The 21,644-nt window shown below is 72.5% G+C and carries 20 protein-coding genes; 11 read left to right on the top strand and 9 right to left on the bottom strand.

Annotation, left to right across the window (positions count from 1 at the left end):
- Nucleotides 1–93: 93 nt before the first annotated feature.
- The 5 genes from HB370_RS17570 to galU all read right to left on the bottom strand — a co-directional run bounded on the left by HB370_RS17570 (nucleotide 94) and on the right by galU (nucleotide 4,061).
- Complete coding sequence (locus tag HB370_RS17570; RefSeq protein ID WP_030779101.1) at nucleotides 94–708, bottom strand: GNAT family protein; 615 nt, start codon at nucleotides 706–708, stop codon at nucleotides 94–96.
- Between the two features lie 20 nt (nucleotides 709–728).
- Nucleotides 729–1,229: a MogA/MoaB family molybdenum cofactor biosynthesis protein gene (locus HB370_RS17575; protein WP_030779104.1), complete on the bottom strand. Its 501-nt coding sequence runs from the start codon at nucleotides 1,227–1,229 to the stop codon at nucleotides 729–731.
- Nucleotides 1,226–1,705, bottom strand: a complete 480-nt coding sequence (moaC, locus tag HB370_RS17580; RefSeq protein WP_030779107.1) for a cyclic pyranopterin monophosphate synthase MoaC — start codon at nucleotides 1,703–1,705, stop codon at nucleotides 1,226–1,228. The genes HB370_RS17575 and moaC overlap by 4 nt, the downstream gene beginning before the upstream one ends.
- Before the next feature lie 125 nt (nucleotides 1,706–1,830).
- Nucleotides 1,831–3,153: a gephyrin-like molybdotransferase Glp gene (gene glp / locus HB370_RS17585; protein ID WP_030779109.1), complete on the bottom strand. Its 1,323-nt coding sequence runs from the start codon at nucleotides 3,151–3,153 to the stop codon at nucleotides 1,831–1,833.
- A complete protein-coding gene (galU, locus tag HB370_RS17590; RefSeq protein WP_030779113.1) occupies nucleotides 3,150–4,061 on the bottom strand; it encodes a UTP--glucose-1-phosphate uridylyltransferase GalU in 912 nt (303 codons plus the stop codon). The genes glp and galU overlap by 4 nt, the downstream gene beginning before the upstream one ends.
- Nucleotides 4,062–4,156: 95 nt before the next feature.
- On the opposite strand from galU, the gene HB370_RS17595 reads away from it, so the two are divergent.
- A complete protein-coding gene (locus tag HB370_RS17595) occupies nucleotides 4,157–4,777 on the top strand; it encodes a 5-formyltetrahydrofolate cyclo-ligase (protein WP_030779116.1) in 621 nt (206 codons plus the stop codon).
- 80 nt (nucleotides 4,778–4,857) lie between these two features.
- On the opposite strand, the gene HB370_RS17600 is transcribed toward HB370_RS17595, so the two are convergent.
- Complete coding sequence (locus HB370_RS17600) at nucleotides 4,858–7,773, bottom strand: penicillin acylase family protein (protein WP_030779118.1); 2,916 nt, start codon at nucleotides 7,771–7,773, stop codon at nucleotides 4,858–4,860.
- 236 nt (nucleotides 7,774–8,009) lie between these two features.
- Between HB370_RS17600 and HB370_RS17605 the strand changes: the two genes are divergently transcribed.
- The 6 genes from HB370_RS17605 (at nucleotide 8,010) to mscL (ending at nucleotide 13,883) form a co-directional block, all read left to right on the top strand.
- A complete protein-coding gene (locus tag HB370_RS17605) occupies nucleotides 8,010–9,536 on the top strand; it encodes a potassium/proton antiporter (RefSeq protein WP_078637430.1) in 1,527 nt (508 codons plus the stop codon).
- A 278-nt stretch (nucleotides 9,537–9,814) separates the two neighbouring features.
- Complete coding sequence (locus tag HB370_RS17610; RefSeq protein WP_030779126.1) at nucleotides 9,815–11,113, top strand: MFS transporter; 1,299 nt, start codon at nucleotides 9,815–9,817, stop codon at nucleotides 11,111–11,113.
- Nucleotides 11,114–11,180: 67 nt separating this feature from the next.
- Nucleotides 11,181–11,495 carry an FmdB family zinc ribbon protein gene (locus tag HB370_RS17615; protein WP_078637431.1) on the top strand — a complete coding sequence of 105 codons (315 nt, stop codon included), beginning with the start codon at nucleotides 11,181–11,183 and terminating at the stop codon, nucleotides 11,493–11,495.
- A 118-nt stretch (nucleotides 11,496–11,613) separates the two neighbouring features.
- The gene (locus tag HB370_RS17620; protein ID WP_030779128.1) at nucleotides 11,614–12,447 is read left to right on the top strand and encodes an S-methyl-5'-thioadenosine phosphorylase; all 834 of its coding nucleotides are present in this window, start codon (nucleotides 11,614–11,616) and stop codon (nucleotides 12,445–12,447) included.
- A gap of 188 nt (nucleotides 12,448–12,635) precedes the next feature.
- Entirely contained in the window at nucleotides 12,636–13,265 is a 630-nt protein-coding gene (locus tag HB370_RS17625; RefSeq protein ID WP_244405545.1) for an RcpC/CpaB family pilus assembly protein, read from the top strand.
- A gap of 138 nt (nucleotides 13,266–13,403) precedes the next feature.
- Complete coding sequence (gene mscL, locus HB370_RS17630; RefSeq protein WP_030779132.1) at nucleotides 13,404–13,883, top strand: large conductance mechanosensitive channel protein MscL; 480 nt, start codon at nucleotides 13,404–13,406, stop codon at nucleotides 13,881–13,883.
- A 73-nt stretch (nucleotides 13,884–13,956) separates the two neighbouring features.
- On the opposite strand, the gene HB370_RS17635 is transcribed toward mscL, so the two are convergent.
- On the bottom strand, nucleotides 13,957–14,139 hold the full coding sequence (locus HB370_RS17635; RefSeq protein WP_030779141.1) for a hypothetical protein: 183 nt from the start codon (nucleotides 14,137–14,139) through the stop codon (nucleotides 13,957–13,959).
- A gap of 133 nt (nucleotides 14,140–14,272) precedes the next feature.
- Between HB370_RS17635 and HB370_RS17640 the strand changes: the two genes are divergently transcribed.
- From HB370_RS17640 to HB370_RS17655, 4 genes are all read left to right on the top strand, one after another.
- Complete coding sequence (locus HB370_RS17640; protein ID WP_030779144.1) at nucleotides 14,273–15,511, top strand: low temperature requirement protein A; 1,239 nt, start codon at nucleotides 14,273–14,275, stop codon at nucleotides 15,509–15,511.
- A gap of 36 nt (nucleotides 15,512–15,547) precedes the next feature.
- A complete protein-coding gene (locus HB370_RS17645) occupies nucleotides 15,548–16,573 on the top strand; it encodes a P1 family peptidase (RefSeq protein WP_030779146.1) in 1,026 nt (341 codons plus the stop codon).
- Nucleotides 16,574–16,710: 137 nt separating this feature from the next.
- A complete protein-coding gene (locus HB370_RS17650) occupies nucleotides 16,711–17,925 on the top strand; it encodes an Ig-like domain-containing protein (RefSeq protein ID WP_208974410.1) in 1,215 nt (404 codons plus the stop codon).
- Between the two features lie 159 nt (nucleotides 17,926–18,084).
- Nucleotides 18,085–18,831, top strand: a complete 747-nt coding sequence (locus HB370_RS17655) for a DUF6227 family protein (RefSeq protein WP_030779153.1) — start codon at nucleotides 18,085–18,087, stop codon at nucleotides 18,829–18,831.
- 54 nt (nucleotides 18,832–18,885) lie between these two features.
- Here HB370_RS17655 and HB370_RS17660 read toward each other — a convergent pair whose 3' ends face one another.
- Complete coding sequence (locus HB370_RS17660; protein ID WP_030779156.1) at nucleotides 18,886–19,146, bottom strand: hypothetical protein; 261 nt, start codon at nucleotides 19,144–19,146, stop codon at nucleotides 18,886–18,888.
- A gap of 123 nt (nucleotides 19,147–19,269) precedes the next feature.
- On the bottom strand, nucleotides 19,270–21,492 hold the full coding sequence (locus HB370_RS17665; RefSeq protein ID WP_030779159.1) for a fructose-specific PTS transporter subunit EIIC: 2,223 nt from the start codon (nucleotides 21,490–21,492) through the stop codon (nucleotides 19,270–19,272).
- Between the last annotated feature and the right edge of the window lie 152 nt (nucleotides 21,493–21,644).

Consider the following 21,644-nt stretch of genomic DNA (forward strand, 5'->3'; position numbering starts at 1 on the left):
CCGCCAATTGGGCCGGTGTGTCGCACGATCTGGCTGATATTTCCAGCATTTTTCGCGACGATGCGATTTTCAATAATCGAACATATTTTCAATTCATGGGCTCTCGGTGCGCTGAGCCCGCTGGGAGCGTGCCCGGTGCCACCGCGTGAGCAAACCGTCGGGCACCTCTTCCGCGGTGAGCGCGAAGACGAGATGGTCGCGCCAGGCGCCGTCGATGTGCAGATAGCGCGGCCGCAGCCCCTCCTCGCGGAATCCGAGTTTCTCCACCACGCGCCGGCTCGGCCGGTTCTCGGGGCGAATGCAGACCTCGACACGGTGCAGGCCGACGGTGCGGAAGCAGTGGTCCACCGCGAGGGCGACCGCCGTCGGCACCACCCCGCGCCCGGCCACCGCCTCGTCCACCCAGTACCCGATGTGCCCCGAGCACATCGAGCCCCAGGTGATCCCGGCGACCGTCAACTGCCCGGCCAGCCGCCCCTGGTACTCGATGACGAACGGCAGCATCCGGCCCGCCCCCGCCTCGGAGCGCAGGTGACGGACCATCTGACGGTAGGTCGGCCGGTGCGCCACCGGCCCGCTCGGCGCGGGCGGCGGGATGGTCGCCTCCCAGGGGCGCAGCCAGTCGCGGTTGCGCCGGTTCACCTCGCGCCAGGCCCGCTGGTCGCGCAGCTTTATCGGCCGGAGGACGACCTCGCCGTCCGCCAGCACGACGGGCCAGGAAGGGCTGTTCAGCTCGCACCCCCACTGCCGGGTCTGGGGTGGTCGCCGCCGCGGACCTGGTCGACGGCGTGCACCAGCAGCGGCTCCAGCACGGCCAGGCCGTCGCGCACCCCGCCGGTCGACCCGGGCAGGTTCACGATCAGCGTCCGGCCGGCCACGCCCGCCAGGCCCCGGGACAGCGCGGCGGTGGGCACCTTCTGCCGTCCGTGGGCCCGGATGGCCTCGGCGATGCCGGGCACCTCGTGGTCGATCACCGCTCGGGTGGCCTCCGGGGTGCGGTCGGTGGGCGAGATGCCGGTGCCGCCGGTGGTGACCACGACGTCGTACCCGTCCGCCACGGCCGCCCGCAGGGCCTCCTCCACGGGGGCGCCGTCGGGGACGACCCGCGGCCCGGCCACGTCGAGACCGAGGCTCATGAGGCCGTCGGCGACCAGCGGGCCGCCCTTGTCCGGGTAGACGCCGGCGGCGGCCCGGCTGGACGCGGTGATCACCAGGGCGCGGTAGCTCATGCCCGGCTCCAGTCGCCCGACTTGCCGCCCGTCTTCTCCTCCACGCGCACGTCCGTGATGACCGCCCCCTTGTCGACCGCCTTGACCATGTCGACCACGGTGAGCGCGGCGACCGTCACCGCCGTGAGGGCCTCCATCTCGACGCCCGTGCGGTCCGTGGTCTTCACGGTGGCCCGGATCTCCACGGCGTCGTCCGCGACCGACAGATCCAGTGTCACACCGGACACCGACAACGGGTGGCACAGCGGGATCAGGTCCGGGGTCCGCTTGGCCCCCATGATCCCGGCGATGCGCGCGGTGGCCAGGGCGTCGCCCTTGGGCATCCCCTCGCCGCGCAGCAGCTCGACCACGCGCGGTGAGACGAGGACCCGGCCGCTGGCGCGGGCGGTGCGCGCGGTCACGTCCTTCCCGGATACGTCGACCATGCGGGCCCCACCCGCCTCGTCGATGTGCGTCAGCCGTTCCTGCGTACTCATGCTGTGGCGCTCCCGGTCCGGGCCCGCGCGGTGCGGAGCGCGGGCCTGCTGTGCGCGCAACGGTACCGCCAAGCCGGACCGGACAGCGGACCAGGATCGTCCTGTGGACGGCACGCGCGCGTGCCTCAGCCGAGCAGCACGACCTCCACCTCGCCGCCGGGCTCCACGGACTCCGTGTCCTCGGGGACGACGATCAGCGCGTCGGCCTTGGCGAGCGCCGCGATCAGGTGGGATCCGGCTCCGCCCACCGGGGTGACCTCGCCGTCGGCGTACCGGCCGCGCAGGAACTGGCGGCGGCCCCGGGGCGAGCGCAGCGCCGCGTCCGCCTTCAGCGTGGCCCGGGTGCGGGGCCGGTGGAGTCCGGTCAGGCCCATCAGGGCCCGGATGGCGGGGCGGACGAACAGCTCGAAGGAGACGTACGAGGACACCGGGTTGCCGGGCAGGGCCAGCAGCGGGGTGTGGTCGGGGCCGATGGTGCCGAAGCCCTGCGGCTTGCCGGGCTGCATGGCGAGCCTGCGGAACTCCACGCCGCCGCCCGCCTCGTCCTCGTCGCCGACGGAGGACAGCGCCTCCTTGACGACGTCGTAGGCGCCCACGCTGACCCCGCCGGTGGTCACCATCAGGTCGGCGCGGATGAGCTGGTCCTCGATGGTGGTGCGGAGCGTCTCGGCGTCGTCGGCGACCGCGCCCACCCGGTAGGCGATGGCGCCCGCGTCCCGCGCGGCGGCGGTGAGGGCGAAGCTGTTGGAGTCGTAGATCTGCCCGGGGGCCAGTTGCTCGCCGGGCTGGACGAGTTCGCTGCCGGTGGACAGCACGACCACGCGCGGGCGCGGGCGGACCCGGACCGTGCCGCGGCCGATCGCGGCGAGCAGCGCGATCTGCGGCGCGCCGAGGACCGTACCGGCCTCCAGGGCGAGCTCGCCGGCCCGTACGTCGCTGCCCTCGGCCCGCACGTGCGCGCGTGCCTCGGCGGGCCGGTACACGTGCACCTGCCCCTCGGCGCCCTCGGGGGCCAGGCTGCGCGCCCGCATGCCGCTCGCCGGGCCCTCGCCGAGCCCGCCGTCGGTCCACTCGACGGGGACGACGGTCTCGGCGCCGGGCGGCAGCGGGGCGCCGGTCATGATGCGCGCGGCCTGCCCGGGACCGACCCGCACCGGATCGGCGGCGCCGGCCGCGACGTCCCCGACGACCTCCAGGGCGGCCGGGAACTCCTCGCTGGCGCCGGCGACGTCCGCGACCCGCACCGCGTACCCGTCCATGGAACTGTTGTCGAACGGGGGCAGGGAGACCGGCACCGTGACGTTCTCCACCAGGACGCAGCCCTGGGCGTCGAGCAGTTGCAGCTCGATGGGCTCCAGGGGGCGGACGGTGGCGAGGATGTCGTCCAGGTGCTCGTCCACCGACCACAGGTCGTCCGGGCCGGCGGGACGGGTCGCGGCGCTGCTCAAGACTGCTGCATCTCCTCGGCTACGTAACTGCGGAGCCAGGTCCGGAAGTCCGGGCCCAGGTCCTCACGTTCGCACGCGAGTCTGACAATGGCACGCAGATAGTCGCCGCGGTCGCCGGTGTCGTAGCGGCGGCCCTTGAAGACGACGCCGTGCACGGGGCCGCCGACCTTCTCGTCCTGGGCGAGCTGCTGGAGGGCGTCGGTGAGCTGGATCTCGCCGCCGCGGCCCGGCTCGGTCTCGCGCAGGATGCCGAAGATTCCCGGGTCGAGGACGTAGCGGCCGATGATCGCGTAGCGGGACGGGGCGTCCGCCGGGTCCGGCTTCTCCACCAGTCCCGTGACCTTCACCACGTCGCCGTCGGCGGTGGCCTCCACGGCGGCGCAGCCGTAGAGGTGGATCTGCTCGGGGGCGACCTCCATAAGCGCGACGACGCTGCCGCCGTGCCGCTCCTGGACCTCGATCATGCGCCGCAGCAGCGGGTCGCGGGGGTCGATCAGGTCGTCGCCGAGGAGGACGGCGAAGGGTTCGTGGCCGACGTGCGGGGCGGCGCACAGCACGGCGTGACCGAGTCCCCTGGGGTCGCCCTGGCGGACGTAGTGCATGGTGGCCAGGTCGCTGGACTCCTGCACCTTCGCGAGCCGCTCGGCGTCGCCCTTCTTCTCCAGCGCGGATTCCAGCTCGTAGTTGCGGTCGAAGTGGTCCTCCAGCGGGCGCTTGTTGCGCCCGGTGATCATGAGGACGTCGTCGAGCCCCGCCGACACGGCCTCCTCGACCACGTACTGGATCGCCGGCTTGTCTACGACGGGCAGCATCTCCTTGGGAGTGGCCTTGGTCGCCGGCAGGAACCGGGTGCCGAGGCCGGCTGCGGGAATGACAGCCTTGCTGATCCTGGGGTGGGACTGAGTCATGCCCGCCACAATATCCGGTGCCTTTGTGCGGAAACTGTGGCTCGGGCGACTAACCGCTCATATGAGCGGCACGACGAGAGGTGCGAGGACGGCCGGTGGAACACGACGGGGCCGCGAGCGATCCCGGCAAGCGCGCGCTGCGGCGGGAGTTGCTCGGCGCGAGGATCGGATTGACGGCGGCGGACATCCGCGAGGCGGGCCGCGAGCTGGCCGCGCACGCCCTGGAGCTGCCCGAGCTGGCCACGGGGCGGACGGTGGCGGCGTACGTCTCGGTGGGCGGGGAACCGGCCACCCTCCCGCTGCTGGAGGCGCTCCGCGCCCGAGGGGTGCGTGTACTGCTCCCCGCGCTGCTGCCCGACAACGACCTGGACTGGGGCGAGTACACCGGTCCGGACTCGCTCGAACGAATCCGGCACAGCGGGAAGATGGCGCTTTTCGAACCCTCCGGTACGCGCCTCGGCCCGGACGCCGTGACAGGCGCGGACGTCGTCCTGCTGCCCGGTCTCGCGGTGGACACGCGCGGGATGCGCCTGGGGCGCGGCGGCGGCTCCTACGACCGGGTGCTGGCCCGGCTGGAGCGCGCGGGCGCGCACCCCCTGCTCGTGGTGCTGCTCTACGACACGGAGGTCGTCGCCCGCGTCCCGGCCGAGGCGCACGACCGGCCGGTGCACGCCGTGGTGACGCCGTCGGGCGTGCGCCGCTTCCCGGGCGGCTGACCCGGAGTACCCGCCGTGTGTGACGGAAACGGCCCTCCACGCGCGCGTGGAGGGCCGTTTTCAGCGGGGTGCCGTCAAGGTCACGGCTCGAGGACGAGGGTGTCGCTCGTGCTCTTGTCCACCGCCTTGCCCGAGAACGACCAGGGCAGCAGTTCGCCCTCGGCCCACTTGCCGGTCTGGTCGGTGTAGTGCGCGTTGAACGCGTGCCCGGAGGCGCCGGCCAGGTTGATCCACTTCGACTTGTCCAGGTCGGCGAGGTTGACGACCATCCGCATGGACGGCACCCAGACCACGTCGTAGCCGCCGGCCGCGTTCCAGCCGGTCGCGTTCACCGCGGCCTCGCCGCCGCTGAGCTTCCAGGGGCCGCGGTTCAGCAGGAGCTGCAGGGCCTTGGGGCCCTCGGTGCCGAGCGTCTGGTTCTTCAGGAACAGCCGGTGCAGCCGGCCCCAGCTCCAGGTGTCGATGTCCTTGCCGAGCTTGGCGGTCAGCTCCCAGCGGGCGTCGATCATGGCCCGGGCGAAGAGCTGGTCGCGGTTGGCCGCGCCGGGGCGGGTGCCCGACTTGGGCGCCTTCCACCAGTCGCTGTCCGGCTTGTCCATCAGGGTGCGTACGACCTCGAACCAGCGGTCGCCGCCGTCCGGCTGCGCCTGGTCGGCGTCGCGCTGACCGCACTCGCGCACCTTGGTGTCGTCGTCCACCGGGCCGGTGCTGTCGATCTTGTCGACCCACAGGCACTGTCCCTTGACCCGCAGCTCCTTGGGCATCTTGTTGCCGAAGGCCAGCTTGAGGACGTTGCGCCAGACGGCGTTGAAGTACGCCGCCGCCGCCGAGTCGGCGTCCTGGGTGTAGTCCCAGCCCTCCAGCAGCTTCTGCGCCTGACGGACCTCGGGGTCGGACAGGTTGATCTTCAGCAGCTTGGGCACCAGGAGCTTGGCGATCTCGCTGCTGTTGTCCAGCTGCATCTGCCGCATGTCGTCGGTGGAGATCTTGCCGCCGCCCTTGATCTTGGACTCGATCAGGTCGGTGATGCGCTGGCTGCGGGTGCCGTAACCCCAGTCGGTGGTCAGCGTGTACGGGTACTTCTCCGGGTCGACCACGGCCTGGTTGGCGGTGACGATGTAGCCGCGCTCGGGGTCGTACTCGTAGGGCAGTTCGTCCTGCTCGATGAAGCCGGTCCAGCGGTACTGGGGGTCCCAGCCCGGTGCCGGGAGGGCGCCGGTGTCCTTCTGCGAGCGGGTGGGGATCCGGCCGGGCAGCGTGTAGCCGATGTGGTTGTCCGTGCTGGCGTAGACCAGGTTCTGCGAGGGCACGTCGAACTGGGCCGCCGCCGCGCGGAACTCGCTCCAGTCGGACGCCTTGTCCAGCGCGAACACGGCGTCCATGGTGGTGCCCGGGTCGAGCGCGGTCCACCGCAGCGCGATGCCGTAGCCGTCGCCGCGGTCGGGCGCGGCGGTGTTCACGGTGGCCTTCTTGCCGACCTGGACGAGTTCGTCGTCACGGTCGGACAGCAGCGGCATCCCGTCCTGGGTCTGGCGGACGACGATCGTCTTGGACTTGCCGCCGGCGACCTTGATCGTCTCCTCGCGGGTCTTGAACGGGCGGACCTTGCCGTCGTAGAGGTAGCCGTTCGCGCTGACCTTCTCCAGGTAGAGGTCGGTGACGTCGACCCCGGAGTTGGTCAGGCCCCAGGCGATCTTGCCGTTGTGGCCGATGATCACACCGGGCATGCCGGCGAAGGTGTAGCCCGAGACGTCGTACTGGCACTTGTCGGAGACGCTCCGGCAGTGCAGGCCCATCTGGTACCAGACGGACGGCAGGGACGCCGACAGGTGCGGGTCGTTGGCGAGCAGCGGCTTGCCGGTGATGGTGTGCTTCCCGGCGACCACCCAGGAGTTGGAGCCGATGCCCTGGCCGTTCACGCCGACGGCCGTGGGCAGGTCGTCCAGGACCTCGGTGAGGCCCCCCAGCTGGCCGCTGAGCGTGGACCCGCCGCCGGTTCCGGTGGCAGTGCCGGAGGTGCCCGCCGTGCCCTGGGAGGAGCCGGTGAGGCCGCCGGTGGTGCCGGTCGCGCCCGTGGTGCCGGTCGTCCCCGTAGTACCCGTAGTACCCGTGGCGCCGGTCGTACCGGTCGTGCCCGTGCTGCCCGTCGTGCCCGTCGTGCCCGTGCTGCCGGAGGTGCCCGTGGCGCCGCTCTGCTCGAAGGCCTGGGTCAGTTCGTCGTACTGGCCCTCCTGCACGATCGGCTTGTTGCGGCCGGCCGGGTAGGCCGGGTACAGGTCCTGGATCTGCTGCGGGCCGAGGCGGCTGGTCATCAGGGCGCGGTCGATCTCGTCGCGCATGTTGCCGCGCAGGTCCCAGGCCATCGCCTTCAGCCACGCCACGGAGTCGACCGGGGTCCACTTCTGCGGCTTGTAGTCGTTGGTGAGGCCCAGGGCCGCGTACTCCAGGGAGATGTCCTTGCCGTTCTTGCCCTGGAGGTAGGCGTTGACGCCCTTGGCATAGGCCTGGAGGTACTTCTTCGTGGCGGGCGACAGCTTGGTCTCGTACTCCTGCTCGGCGATCCGGTCCCAGCCGAGGGTGCGCAGGAACTCGTCGTTCTCGACCTGGCTCTTTCCGAACATCTCCGACAGGCGCCCGGAGGTCATGTGCCGGCGCACGTCCATCTCGTAGAACCGGTCCTGTGCCTGGACGTAGCCCTGCGCCATGAACAGGTCCGCGTCCGAGGAGGCGTAGATCTGCGGGATGCCGTAGCCGTCCCGCTTCACGTCGACCGGGCCGGACAGGCCGTCGAGCCGGAGCGTGCCGGTGGTCTGCGGGAAGGAGGCGCGGACGGTGCTGATCGTCCAGTACGCCCCGTAGGCGATGCCTCCGATGACGGCCAGGACCAGCACCAGCACGATCAGTCGGGCTTTGCGCCCCTTCTTCCTGCCGGACTTGACGGACGTGGCACCCGTGGTGGCGGTGTCACCCGTTGTGGCGGTGGTGTTGGGGGGCATCGCTGTCCTTGCTGTCCTAACGCGAGCGGCAGGTCGGGCTGTGACTTTGAATGAGCGCTGGAGCAACCATAGGCGCAGCGCCCCGTCCCGCTTGACGCGGAGTCGGGAACCAGCGCGCACGAGCGTTCGATCTTGCCCTGCCGAACGTCAAGAAAGCGTCAAGAGTTAGGTAAGGTAACGAAGTAACCGGAGGCATCAGTCCCGGATACGGAGGCATCAGCCCCGGATGCGGAAGCATCGGCCGCCATACGAGGGAGGAACGCCCGCTGACTGTTCACCACCTCAACCAGCTCCTGCTCGTCTGCTCCGCCGTCCTGCTCGTCGCCGTCGCGGCCGTCCGGATCTCCTCCCGCAGCGGGCTCCCCAGCCTGCTCGTCTACCTCGGCATCGGCGTCCTCATGGGCCAGGACGGCATCGGCGGCATCCACTTCGACAGCGCCGAGGTGACCCAGGTCATGGGGTACGCGGCCCTGGTCGTGATCCTGGCCGAGGGCGGCCTGGGCACGAAGTGGAAGGAGATCCGGCCGGTCCTCTCCTCCGCCTCCGTGCTGGCCACGGCGGGGGTCGCGATCAGCGTCGGGGTCACCGCGGCGGGCGCGCACTACCTGGTGGGGCTGGAGTGGCGGCAGGCGCTCATCATCGGCGCGGTGGTGTCGTCGACGGACGCGGCGGCGGTCTTCTCGGTGCTGCGCAGGATTCCCCTCCCCGCGCGCGTGACGGGCACGCTGGAGGCGGAGTCCGGCTTCAACGACGCACCGGTGGTCATCCTCGTCGTCGCCTTCTCCACGGCCGGCCCGGTCGAGCACTGGTACCTGCTGCTCGGCGAGATCGTCCTGGAGCTGGCCATCGGCGCGGCCATCGGGCTCGCCGTCGGCTGGTTCGGGTCCTGGGGGCTCAGGCACGTGGCACTGCCGGCGTCCGGCCTCTACCCGATCGCCGTGCTCGCGATCACCGTCTCCGCCTACGCCGCCGGCGCCCTGGCGCACGGCAGCGGCTTCCTCGCCGTCTACCTGGCCTCGATGATGCTCGGCAACGCGCGTCTGCCGCACTGGCCGGCCACCCGGGGCTTCGCCGAGGGGCTCGGCTGGATCGCCCAGATCGGCATGTTCGTCGTCCTCGGGCTGCTGGTCACCCCGCACGAGCTGGGCGACGACATCTGGCCCGCCGTGGTCATCGGGCTGGTCCTGACCATGGTGGCCCGCCCGCTGAGCGTGGTGGGCAGCCTGGCGCCGTTCCGGGTGCCGTGGCGGGAGCAGGCCCTGATGTCGTGGGCGGGGCTGCGCGGCGCCGTGCCCATCATCCTGGCCACCATCCCCATGGTGAACGGCGTCGACGCCAGCCGGCGCATCTTCAACATCGTCTTCGTCCTGGTCGTCGTCTACACCCTGGTCCAGGGGCCGACGCTGCCCTGGCTGGCGCGCCTGCTGCGGCTCGGCGAGCAGGGCGAGGCGTCCGACCTCGGCATCGAGTCGGCGCCCCTGGAGCGGCTGCGCGGGCATCTGCTGTCCGTCACCATCCCCGAGGGGTCGCGGATGCACGGCGTGGAGATCAGCGAGCTGCGGCTGCCCCCGGGCGCGGCCGTCACCTTGGTCGTCCGCGAAGAGGAATCGTTTGTCCCACTGCCCACGACGGTGCTGCGGCGCGGTGACGAGCTGCTGGTCGTCGCCACCGACCCGGTCCGTGACGCGGCGGAACGGCGCCTGCGCGCGGTCGCCCACGGCGGCAAGCTGGCGGGGTGGCTGGGGACGAACGGCTCGCGGTGAGCGGCGCGTTTCTTGGCGTCCGCCTCCCGTGGAAACCCAGGCGGCCGGCCGGATGGTGCTCGTTTTCACAGTCGCGCAAGCGGTGATCCCTGTACGATTGGGGCGCACCCTGATCGAACCAACTCTGCCTGACGCAGAGCTGGCGCGACCGTATGGCGGCCGGGTCGCCCCCACCTGAGCGGGCACCGGCATCTACCGCAGTCCGCGCAAGAGGACAGCTCTCGGCGCGCGGCCCGCACGGGGCCCGCGCGCTACCAGGCGGCAGAAAGGCACGGGCCGTGGGATCCACGGTCACCACCACCGAACCGGAGAAGACCTCGCCGGCGTCCTCCCGCCCCGGATACGGACAGCTGCTGCGCACCCGCGGCGCCTGGACGTTCCTGCTGCCCGGCTTCGCGGCGCGCCAGCCGTTCGCGATGCTCACCCTCTCCATCGTGCTGCTCGTCCAGCACACCACCGGCTCGTACGGCGCCGCGGGCGCCGTCGCCGCGGTCACCGGCGTCTCCATGGCGCTGTTCGCGCCCTACAGCGGCCGGCTGGCCGACCGCTACGGCCAGCGCGCGGTCCTGGTGCCCGGCGTGCTGGTGCACACGGTCTCCGGCCTGTCCCTGACGGCGCTCGCGCTGGCGCACGCCCCGCTGTGGGCGCTGTTCGTCGCGGCCGTCCCGACCGGCGCCTCGGTGCCCCAGGTCGGCCCCATGGTGCGGGCGCGCTGGGGGGTCAAGCTCCAGGGCTCGCCCCTGATGACCACCGCGGCGGCCTTCGAGTCGGTCACGGACGAGCTGACCTTCGTCTTCGGCCCCCTGCTGGCGACCGCGCTGTGCACCGCCGTGGCGCCGGCCGCCGGCCTGATCACCGAGGGCGCGCTGACCCTCGTCGGCGGTCTCCTCTTCGCCGCCCAGAAGAGCACCCAGCCCTCGGTGTCCCAGGAGAACGGGCACGCGCGCGTACGGCACGCCTCGGCCCTGCGCGTCCCGGGCGTGCGCGTACTGGTCGTGACCTTCCTGGGCATCGGGTCGGTCTTCGGCGGCATGCAGGTCTCCCTCGCGGCCTTCACGGAGTCGATCGGCGAGCCCGGCCTGAACGGCGTCCTGTACGGCGTCTTCGCCGCCGGGAACATGCTGTCCGGCATCGTCTGCGGCGCGATCGCCTGGAAGACCGCGCCCCAGAAGCGTCTGCTGATCGGCTACGCGGCGCTCGCGGTGGCGGCGTCGGCGTTGTGGACGGCGCACTCCGTCGCGCTGCTCGCCGCGCTCGGCCTGCTGGTCGGCATGTGCATCGCCCCGTCCCTGATCACCGGCTACACGCTGGTCGACGGCCTGGTCCCGGCCGGCGCCCGCACCGAGGCGTTCACCTGGCTGACCGGCGCGGTCGCACTCGGTCAGGCCGCCGCCGTGACGGTCGCCGGACAGCTGGAGGACCGGCTGTGGGACGGCGCCGGGTTCCTGGTTCCCATGGGGGGCACCGTGCTCGCGCTGATCACCCTCGTGGCCCTGCGCTCGCGGCTGGCCACGCCGGACCGGAACCGCACCGTGGCACGTGGCGTGGGTCACCGCGCCCCGGTAGCGGTGGACTGATCCCCGGGAATACGTCACTATGGACCGTCGTTAGCACTCATTGAGTGAGAGTGCCAGGAGGAAGACAGTGCCGACCTACCAGTACCAGTGCACCGAGTGCGGCGAGGGCCTTGAGGCGGTGCAGAAGTTCACCGACGATGCCCTGACCGAGTGCCCGAGCTGCAAGGGGCGCCTGAAGAAGGTGTTCTCCGCGGTCGGCATCGTCTTCAAGGGCTCCGGGTTCTACCGCAACGACTCCCGCGGCTCCACGTCGAGCAGCAGCCCGGCGTCGAAGCCGGCCGGCTCGTCGTCCGACGCGAAGTCCTCGACCTCGTCCTCTTCGACGTCGTCGTCCTCGTCTTCGTCGTCCTCGTCGAGCTCCACCAGCAGCTCCGCCGCCTGAGATCTCTCATCCGTGACCCTGCCGTCGCCCGACGGCGGGGTCTTCGGCGTCCCGGCACCGGCCCGGTGGTCCGCGCGACGGCTCCCCCGCCGTTTCGCGGCCCGCTAGTGTGCTGGTCATGGCGAACGCAGAGATCGGCGTAATCGGCGGTTCGGGGTTCTACTCCTTCCTGGACGACGTGACCGAGGTCCAGGTGGACACCCCCTACGGAGCGCCCAGCGACTCCCTCTTCCTCGGCGAGGTCGCCGGGCGGCGGGTCGCCTTCCTGCCCCGCCACGGCCGCGGCCACCATCTGCCGCCGCACCGCATCAACTACCGCGCCAACCTCTGGGCGCTGCGCTCGGTCGGCGTCCGGCAGGTGCTCGGCCCGTGCGCGGTGGGCGGACTGCGCCCCGAGCACGGCCCGGGCACCCTGCTGATCCCGGACCAGCTGGTGGACCGTACGAAGTCCCGGGCGCAGACCTACTTCGACGGGCTGCCGCTGCCCGACGGCACCGTGCCGAACGTGGTCCACGTGTCCATGGCCGACCCCTACTGCCCCACCGGCCGGGCCGTCGCGCTGAAGGCTGCGCGCGGACGGGACTGGGAGCCGGTGGACGGCGGCACGCTGGTCGTGGTGGAGGGCCCGCGCTTCTCCACCCGTGCCGAATCGTTGTGGCACCAGGCCCAGGGCTGGTCGGTGGTGGGCATGACCGGCCACCCCGAAGCGGCGCTCGCCCGGGAACTGGAGCTGTGCTACACGTCGCTGACCCTGGTCACCGACCTCGACGCGGGCGCCGAGACCGGCGAGGGCGTCTCGCACGAGGAGGTCCTGCGGGTCTTCTCGGCCAACGTCGACCGTCTGCGCGGCGTCCTGTTCGACGCGGTGGCGGCCCTGCCGGCCCCCGACGCCCGCGACTGCCTGTGCGGGAACGCCCTCGGCGGGATGGACCCGGGGTTCGCGCTGCCGTAGGGCGGGGTGGGCGGGGGCGCGCCGGCGGGGCTTGCCGGCGCGGGCTCGGCGGGCGGTGGGCGGAATCTCTCGTTCGGGTGAGCGAGTTATCCACAAGCCGTTCGTCGTCCACCGGTCCCGGCGGGATCCGGCGGGAGCCGTCATCGTGGCACCGCAAGCCGGAATCCCTCGTCGCAGGCGGTGATCCCATGCCCTCGCCCGTACCTCCCCTCCCCCTCGGCCCGGCCCCGTCCCCCCGCCGGCCTTTCCCCCACCCGCACTCGCCCGCCCGCTCCTCCTTCCCACCCCCCTTCCGGCTGCCGCGCCCGCTGGGTACGGACGCCCCGGCGACCCGCGAGGTGCCCCCCTTCGATCCGGTGCGGGTGCGCGGCGGGCGGTATCAGCTGCAACGGCTGGTACGGCACCGCAGGCGCGCCCTGGCCGTCGGCCTCGCGGTGACCGCGGCGGCACTGGTGGCCGCGGGCCCCGGGACGGGACCGGAGCCGCCCGGGCCGCAGCGGCCGCGCGGGCACCCCGTCGCCGGCCCGGTACGGCCGCGCCCGGCGGCGGAGCTGGTGACGGCCCCGGTGCGGATCGCCGACGCCGCCACGGTGCGGCTGCTCCGGCCCGGCGACCGCGTCGATGTCATCGCGGCGCAGGATCCGCCCGCCGACGGCGCCCGGGTGCTCGCGCGCGGGGTCAGGGTGACGAAGGTGCCCGAGCCGCCGGACGGCGCCGCCGAGAGCGGAGCCCTGGTGGTGCTGTCGGTGCCCCGGGCCGCGGCCGCCCGGCTGGTCGGCGCGAGTGCCACCGCGCGACTGGCGGTGACGCTGTGCTGAACCAGCTTGTACGCCCCGTCGACGGATTGCTGTCAAGTCGCTCGATCGAGTTACCGAAATGGACACCGGGGTCGCACCCTGCCGTAGGTTGCGGAGCGTTTTGTTCCACACCCTGTGCATGCGAGGAGAGTCCCCGAGGTGAGCGCGAAGAAGGAACCGAGCGTCTGGCAGGGCTTCAAGGCCTTCCTGATGCGCGGCAACGTCGTCGATCTGGCAGTCGCGGTGGTCATCGGCGCGGCCTTCACCAACATCGTCAACTCGGTGGTGAAGGGGGTCATCAACCCGCTGGTCGGAGCGATCGGCACGCAGAACCTCGACCACTACAGCTCCTGTCTGAAGGACCCGTGCAAGGTGGCCGCCGACGGCACCGTGCAAAGCGGTGTGCCGATCCTGTGGGGCTCCGTCCTGGGTGCCACGCTCACCTTCGTGATCACCGCGGCGGTGGTCTACTTCCTGATGGTCCTGCCGATGTCGAAGTACCTGGCCCGGCAGGCGGACCGGAAGGCGGCGCGCGAGGGGACCAAGGAGATCGTGGAGGTGAGCGAGCTGGAGGTGCTCAAGGAGATCCGGGACGCCCTGGTCGCCCAGCGCGGCCCGGGACGCGCCGACGAGCGCTAGCGGCACTCCCACGGCACGCCCGGAGGCGGCGGCCCTTTCAGAAGTGGCGGCCCGTTGAGAAGTGGTGGGGCGTTCAGAGGTGGTGGGGCGGCTTCTCGTCCAGGAAGCGCCTGAGGTCGGCGGCGCTGTCGCCGTCGGGCCGCTCGCCCCACCCGCGGTCGGTGTCGTCCGAGGACTGCTGGTCCAGCGGGTCGTCGAAGACCAGCGCGGGCTTCGGGGCGCGCGGCTCGGGGGCGGGTTCGGGAGCGGTGCTCATGCCACCAGGGTACGGCTCCCGTGCCGGCGGCCCGGCGGACTGCCCGCCCCCGGCCCCGGACGGCAGGCCCGCCCCTCGTGCGCACGAGAGCGTGAACAGGATTTCCCGGCGGGTTTCTGATGTCCTGGGAATCATGACGTCCCCTTCCGCTCCCCCGCCCGCCCCCTCCGGCGCACCACGGCCCCCGGGTCACCTGCGACGACTCACCGCACGCGGGCGGGAGGAGGCGCACCGCGTCGCCTCCCCGCTGGAGCTGTTCTTCGACCTGTGCTTCGTCGTGGCGGTCGCGCAGGCGGGCGTACAGCTGGTGCACGCCGTCGCGGAAGGACACGCGGGCACCGGGATCCTGGACTACGCGATGGCGTTCTTCGCGATCTGGTGGGCCTGGATGAACTTCACCTGGTTCGCCTCGGCGTACGACAACGACGACGCGCTCTACCGGATCGTCACCCTGGTGCAGATCGCCGGCGTGCTGGTCCTGGCGGCCGGTGTCTCCCGGGCCTTCACGGACCACGACTTCCTGCTGGTCTGGCTCGGCTACGCGATCATGCGGCTGGGGATGGTCTGGCAGTGGCTGAGAGCCGCCAGATCGGCCGAGGGCACGGAGCGGGCCACGGCCCTGCGGTACGCGGGCGGGGTGCTGCTGTGCCAGGTGGGCTGGCTCGGCCTGGTGCTGCTGCCGGAGCCCGCGCGGCCCTGGGTGTTCCTGGTGATGGCACTCGTGGAACTGTGCGTGCCGCTGTACGCCGAGCGGAAGCAGATGACTCCCTGGCACCCGCATCACATCGCCGAACGCTACGGACTGTTCACGATCATCGTGCTCGGCGAGACGATCGCCGCGGCCACGGTCGCCGTGAAGTCGGCCCTGGCCGAGCACAGCACCCCGGCCGAGCTGCTGCCCATCGCGGCGGGCGGACTGCTGATCGTCTTCGCCGCGTGGTGGATCTACTTCGTGGTCCCCATCCACGGGCATCTGCGCTCCAGCAGACGGGCGTTCGTCTGGGGCTACGGCCACTACGTGGTGTTCGCCTCGGCGGCGGCCGTCGGCGCGGGGCTGGAGGTGGCCGTGGAGCAGGCGACCGGCAAGGCGCACATCTCCGCCCTGGCCGCGTCGGCCGCCGTCACCCTGCCGACGGCGCTGTATCTGCTGACGGTGTGGGCGCTGCACTCCCGGCACTTCAAGGTGGGCCTCGCCCAGCAGCTGGTGCTGCCGGTCACGGCCCTGCTGGTGATCTGCTGCACGTTCCTCGGCGACTGGGCGGTGCTCGCGGCGGGGCTGGTGTCCGCGGCCTCGGTGGTGACCGGGGTGGTGCTGACGGCGCGCCCGGCCGCCCGGGAGCACCGGCCGGGCTCCGCCGCCCCGGCGGGCTGAGCCCTCCGGGGAGGGCACTCGGTCACACTGGCGTCCATGACAGCTGACGCTTTGACGGATGTCGCCGGGCTGCGGGTGGGTCACGCCACCCGGGTCGGCGACGGCTGGCTCACCGGCACCACGGTGGTCCTCGCGCCCGAGGGCGGCGCCGTCGCCGCCGTGGACGTGCGCGGTGGCGGACCCGGCACCAAGGAGACCGACGCGCTCGACCCGCGCAACGTGGTCCAGAGGGTCGACGCGGTGGTACTGACCGGGGGGAGCGCGTACGGGCTCGACTCGGCGTCCGGGGTGATGGCCTGGCTGGAGGAGCGGGGCCGCGGGGTGCCCGTGGGGCCGGACCCGGCGCAGGTCGTGCCGGTGGTGCCCGCGGCGTGCGTCTTCGACCTGGGGCGCGGCGGGGACTTCCGGGCCCGCCCGGACGCGGCGACGGGCCGGGCGGCGGTGGAGGCCGCGGCGGCGAGCGCGCCGGGGGCGCCGGTGCCCGAGGGGTGTGTGGGCGCCGGCACGGGCGCGGTCGCCGGGCAACTGAAGGGCGGGGTGGGCACCGCGAGCACGGTGCTCGGCTCGGGGATCACGGTGGCGGCGCTGGTGGTCGTCAACGCGGCGGGAGCGGTGCTGGATCCGGAGACGGGGGTGTTGTACGGGGAGTTGTTCCAGGGGCGGGTGGCCTACCCGGAGGAGCGGGTGCACGAGGCCGCGCGGGAGCGCCTGGCGAAGGCCGCCGCCGGCAACGCGCCGCCGCCGCTCAACACGACGCTGGCGGTGGTCGCGACGGACGCCGCCCTGACCAAGGCGCAGGCGCAGAAGCTGGCGGGCACCGCGCACGACGGGATCGCGCGGGCGGTGCGGCCGGTGCACCTCCTGCACGACGGGGACACGGTGTTCGCGCTGGCGACCGGCGACCGTCCGCTCGACAAGCACCCGTTGGCGCCGAACGACATCCTGGCGGCCGGTGCGGACCTGGTGACGCGGGCGATCGTACGGGCGGTGCGGGCCGCGGAGTCGGTCGAGGGGCCGGGCGGAGTCTGGCCGTCGTACGCGGAGTTGTACGGGAGGGGGTAGCGCGGGCGGGCCGGATTGTCGCGGTTCTGTCACGTGATGGCGTCAACGGGGGCCGGTGGGAACCTTCCCCGGCGCCCGCGCCCTCTTCCCTCACGACCGGAACGGATCCCGCACATCACACGAACCTGGAGCAGCCCGTGACAACGCCGGACATTGCAGCGCGGCGCGCACTGGTGGCCTGTGCCGCCCTGATGGTCGGCGCCCTCACCCTGACCGCCTGCGGCGGCGACGCCAGTGCCAAGAACGACGGCAAGGGCGGCGACGCCCCCAAGACGTCGGCGGCGAAGATCGCGATATCGGCCAAGGACGGTTCGACCGGGGCGTCCATCAACGCCACCGGGGTGAAGGTCAGCGACGGCAAGCTGACCGAGGTGAAGATGACCGTGGCGGGCTCGGGGCAGGCCGTGCCCGGGGCGATATCGGCGGACGGCCACACCTGGAAGCCGGAGCGGCGGCTGGAGCGCGGGACGAAGTACGAGATAAACGCGACCGCGAAGGACTCCGAGGGGCGCACGGCGGCGGCGAACGCCATCTTCACCACCGTCAGCCCGGCGAACAGCTTCATCGGCACCTACACCCCGGACGACGGCGCGACGGTCGGGGTGGGCATGCCCGTGTCGTTCACCTTCGACAAGTCGATCACGGACAAGAAGGCCGTGCAGTCGCACATCACGGTCAACACCAGCAGCGGCCAGCAGGTGGTCGGGCACTGGTTCGGCGACCGGCGGCTGGACTTCCGGCCGCAGGAGTACTGGAAGGCCGGCTCCAAGGTCACGATGAACATCGACCTGGACGGCGTACAGGGCGCGCAGGGCGTCTACGGCGTGCAGAAGAAGTCCGTCTCCTTCACCGTCGGCCGGTCGCAGGTCTCCACGGTCGACGTCAACACGCAGACGATGACGGTCGTACGGGACGGGCAGACCATCAAGTCGGTGCCGATCTCGGCGGGCAGCCCGGAGCACACCACGTACAACGGGCAGATGGTCATCTCGGAGAAGTTCACCCAGACCCGGATGAACGGCTCGACGGTCGGCTTCGGCGGGGAGTACGACATACCGGACGTGCCGCACGCGATGCGGCTGACGACGTCGGGGACGTTCATCCACGGCAACTACTGGTACAACAAGGGCAACCCGCCGTTCGGCCGGACGGGTACCAGCCACGGCTGCGTCGGCCTCGCGGACGTGCAGGGGGCGCAGGGCGCCACGTCGGCCAAGTGGTTCTACGACAACACGCTCATCGGGGACGTGGTGATCGTGAAGAACTCCCCGGACACCACGGTCGCACCCGACAACGGCCTCAACGGCTGGAACATGCAGTGGAGCGCCTGGACCGCCGGAAGTGCCGTCTGACCGGCGGATTTTGACTCAGCGGCGGGCCGCGCGGGAACTCTTCGCGCGGCCCGCGCGTTTTCCCGGCGTACGTTTTCGCGGTTCCCGGACATGACGTCCGGGGAGGGGCTACGGTATGCACCCACAAGGTGACATGCAGCAACGCAGCCGGGAGAAGCCTTGAGCGTTCCGTACGAGACCGAAGCGTACGAACCAGCCGAGTCGCCCGAGTCTCCTGAGGAGCATCTCGAGCGACTCCTCGGCCGTGCCCTGAACTCCTTCGAGCTGCCGGACGAGGTGATACGGCAGCTCGACTGCGCGCTGGCGCACGACAGTTCGCTGCACTCGGCCTACCACAGCTCGGGGCTGCGCCGGGAGACCTACCGGCACACCTGGCTGCTCGCCGACGGCTCGGCGGTCACGCTGTGGGAGCTGGCGCACAACTCCAGCCCGGGCAGCGCGCCGGAGCACGAGGTGTATCTGGACGAGGAGGAGCTGCGGACCGCCGCGGCCCGGCTCGGGATGCCGACGGACACCCCGGAGGCGGAACTGCCCGCGCTGATGCGGCTGTGGGCGATCCCCGAGCCCCGGCACGTGTTCGCCTCGGACGACTCGGCGGACCACGCGCGCCGGCTGCTGCGCCGGGCGGAGAACCCCGACCGTCCCGGCGCCGAGACGGCGGCGCTGCTGGCGACGGCGACCGCGCACGAGATCACCCAGGCGTTCGGCCGGCCGGGGCGGGCCGGCCGGGCGGGTCTGAGCTACGCGCTGTACGAGCACGCCTTCCTGCTGCCGGACGGCACCGAGATCTCCCTGTGGGAGGTGGAGCACACGGCCACGCCCGACGGGCGGCACATGTGCGAGGTGTACATGTCGGAGGAGGCGGCCCGGGAAGCGATGGAGCGGCGCGCGGCACGGCAGGGGTGACGCGGGCGGCCCCGGTGTCCGCCGGGCGCGGCGGCGGCCGGGTGGTGCGGCGGGTCAGCCGTTGGCGAGGTGTCGTACCAGGCCCGCGAAGGCGTCCTGTTCGGCGGGGGTCAGCTCGACGGACTCCCGGGGCGGGCCGACCCTGGTCTGGCGCGGCACGGCGGGGAGTGGCGCGGTGCGGCGCCGGGCGCCGGTCGCCCCGGCGGCGAGACCCGCGCGGCGCAGCAGGCGCAGCAGGACGCCGGCCCACACGACGGCCGCCACCGCGAGGACGGTCACGCCGATCAGCTGGAGAATCGGGGCGTGCTCAGGCATACACCCCAGTACACACCACGGTCCGGGACTTCCGCCCCGGACCGTGATGTATCTCGCAGGTGCCGTGAACAACTCACAGCGGTGCAAAGGGACAAGACGCCGTGAAGGGTCACGGCCGCGCGGTCAGGCGGCCACCGGCTGCCCGGTGTCCTCCCGGGCCCCGGCCGGGTGCGCGGCGGGGCCCGCGGTCCCGGACTCGGAGACCTGCCCGCGCATTCCCTTGAGGAGGACCACCAGGGCCGTGGTGACGCACACCCCGGCCGCGATGGCCACCAGGTACAGCAGCGGGCTGCCGATCAGCGGGACCACGAAGACGCCGCCGTGCGGGGCACGCAGGGTGGCGCCGAAGGCCATCGACAGCGCGCCGGTGAGCGCGCCGCCCGCCATGGCGGACGGGATGACCCGCAGCGGGTCGGCCGCCGCGAACGGGATCGCGCCCTCGGAGATGAAGGACGCGCCCAGCACCCAGGCGGCCTTGCCGTTCTCGCGCTCGGCCGGGGTGAACAGCCGGCCGCGCACGGTGGTGGCCAGGGCCATCGCCAGCGGCGGGACCATGCCGGCCGCCATCACCGCCGCCATGATCTGCATCGCCGAGTCGCTGGGGTCGGTGACGGCGATACCGGCGGTGGCGAAGGCGTAGGCGACCTTGTTGACCGGGCCGCCCAGGTCGAAGCACATCATCAGGCCGAGCAGGGCGCCGAGCAGGACGGCGTTGGTGCCGGTGAGCCCGCTCAGCCAGTCGGTGAGGCCCTTCTGCGCGGAGGCGATCGGCTTGCCGATGACGACGAGCATCAGGAAGCCGGTGACCGCCGAGGAGAGCAGCGGGATCACCACCACCGGCATGATGCCGCGCAGCACCGCCGGGATCCGCACCCGCTGGATCGCCAGCACCACGCCACCGGCGATCAGACCGGCCGCCAGGCCGCCGAGGAAGCCCGCGCCCGCGTCCAGCGCTATCGCGCCGCCCACGAAGCCGGGGACGAGGCCGGGCCGGTCGGCCATGCCGTAGGCGATGTAGCCGGCCAGGACCGGGACGAGGAACTTGAAGGCGACGCCGCCGATCTGGAAGAGCAGCGCGCCCCAGCTGTCGGTCTGCGTCCACACGAAGTGGTCCATGACCGAGGGTGCCTTGTCGACCTGCCAGCCGCCGATCGCGAAGCCGAGGGCGATGAGGAGACCGCCCGCGGCGACGAACGGGACCATGTAGCTGACGCCGGACATCAGCCAGGTGCGGAGCTTCGTGCCGTAGCCCTCGGTGGCGTCGCCCGCGCGTTCGACCGGCGTGCCCGCCGGTGCGTGCGCCGGAGCGCTCACCTCGCCGCGCGCCGCCTTCTCGCGGACCTCGGCGATGAGTTCGGCGGGCCGGTTGATGCCCGCCTTCACGCCCACGTCGACGGTCGGCTTGCCCGCGAAACGGTCCTTGTCGCGTACGGGGACGTCGTGCGCGAGGATCACGCCGTCCGCCGCCGCGATCACCGCCGGGTCGAGCCGGGTGAAACCGGCCGAGCCCTGCGTCTCGACGACCACCTCGACCCCCGCCTCCCGGCCCGCGTTCTCCAGGGACTCGGCCGCCATGTAGGTGTGGGCGATGCCGGTGGGACAGGAGGTGACGGCCACGATCCGGAAGGGCCGGGGCTCACCTGAGCCGGGGGCGGCGGTATCGGTGGCGGGCCCACCAGGCGCAACGGGCACACCCGGCTCGGCGGGAGCACCGGTCCCGGTGGAGGTACCAGGCTCGGTAGACGTACCAGGCCCGGTGGACGTACCGGGCTCGGCGGCGCTCGCGGCCGCCGTCTCCCCCGTACTGCCCGCTGTGGCTCCGGCGGAGGCCGCCGCCGGGGCCACAGCGGTGTCTTCGGCGGCGCCCGGGACGCTCGCGGGCCCCGCTTCCTCCCCCGCCGGCGGCTCGTCGCCCCGGATCAGGGCCGCGGCCGTCCCGGCGCTGTCCGCCGCCCGCAGCGCGGCCGTGAACTCGTCGTTCATCAGCTTGCGGGCGAGGGAGGAGAGGATCGTGAGGTGGGCGTCGTCGGCGCCGGCGGGTGCCGCGATCAGGAAGACGAGGTCGGCCGGGCCGTCCGGGGCGCCGAAGTCGATACCGGTGGCGCTGCGGCCGAAGGCGAGGGTCGGCTCGGTGACATGGGCGCTGCGGCAGTGCGGGATGCCGATGCCGCCGTCGAGCCCGGTCGGCATCTGGGCCTCGCGGGCGGCCACGTCGGCGAGGAAACCCTCCAGGTCGGTCACCCGGCCCCGGGCCACCATGCGTGCGGCGAGGGCGCGGGCCGCCGCCTCCTTGGTGTCGGCGGACAGGTCGAGGTCGACCAGGTCCGCGCTGATCATGTCGCTCATCGCGGGCTCCTTCGCGCGCGTGCCGCCGGGGGGCAGGGGACGGCGGGGGTGGGGACGGGGGTGCGGTCAAGGGGCGGGGTGGTGGTACGGGGGACGGGGCCGGTCTGTCCGCCCAGCCGGCGAAACCCCGGGCGGGTGCCGTGGCGGACGGG

This window comes from Streptomyces sp. DSM 40868 (genome assembly GCF_011820545.1).
Lineage (GTDB): Bacteria > Actinomycetota > Actinomycetes > Streptomycetales > Streptomycetaceae > Streptomyces > Streptomyces eurythermus.

Coding starts and splice junctions, on each gene's coding strand:
- HB370_RS17575 (WP_030779104.1), bottom strand. CDS start 1,229: ATGAGCTACCGCGCCCTGGTGATCACCGCGTCCAGCCGGGCCGCCGCC.
- moaC (WP_030779107.1), bottom strand. CDS start 1,705: ATGAGTACGCAGGAACGGCTGACGCACATCGACGAGGCGGGTGGGGCC.
- galU (WP_030779113.1), bottom strand. CDS start 4,061: ATGACTCAGTCCCACCCCAGGATCAGCAAGGCTGTCATTCCCGCAGCC.
- HB370_RS17600 (WP_030779118.1), bottom strand. CDS start 7,773: ATGCCCCCCAACACCACCGCCACAACGGGTGACACCGCCACCACGGGT.
- HB370_RS17620 (WP_030779128.1), top strand. CDS start 11,614: ATGGCGAACGCAGAGATCGGCGTAATCGGCGGTTCGGGGTTCTACTCC.
- HB370_RS17625 (WP_244405545.1), top strand. CDS start 12,636: ATGCCCTCGCCCGTACCTCCCCTCCCCCTCGGCCCGGCCCCGTCCCCC.
- HB370_RS17635 (WP_030779141.1), bottom strand. CDS start 14,139: ATGAGCACCGCTCCCGAACCCGCCCCCGAGCCGCGCGCCCCGAAGCCC.
- HB370_RS17640 (WP_030779144.1), top strand. CDS start 14,273: ATGACGTCCCCTTCCGCTCCCCCGCCCGCCCCCTCCGGCGCACCACGG.
- HB370_RS17645 (WP_030779146.1), top strand. CDS start 15,548: ATGACAGCTGACGCTTTGACGGATGTCGCCGGGCTGCGGGTGGGTCAC.
- HB370_RS17660 (WP_030779156.1), bottom strand. CDS start 19,146: ATGCCTGAGCACGCCCCGATTCTCCAGCTGATCGGCGTGACCGTCCTC.
- HB370_RS17665 (WP_030779159.1), bottom strand. CDS start 21,492: ATGAGCGACATGATCAGCGCGGACCTGGTCGACCTCGACCTGTCCGCC.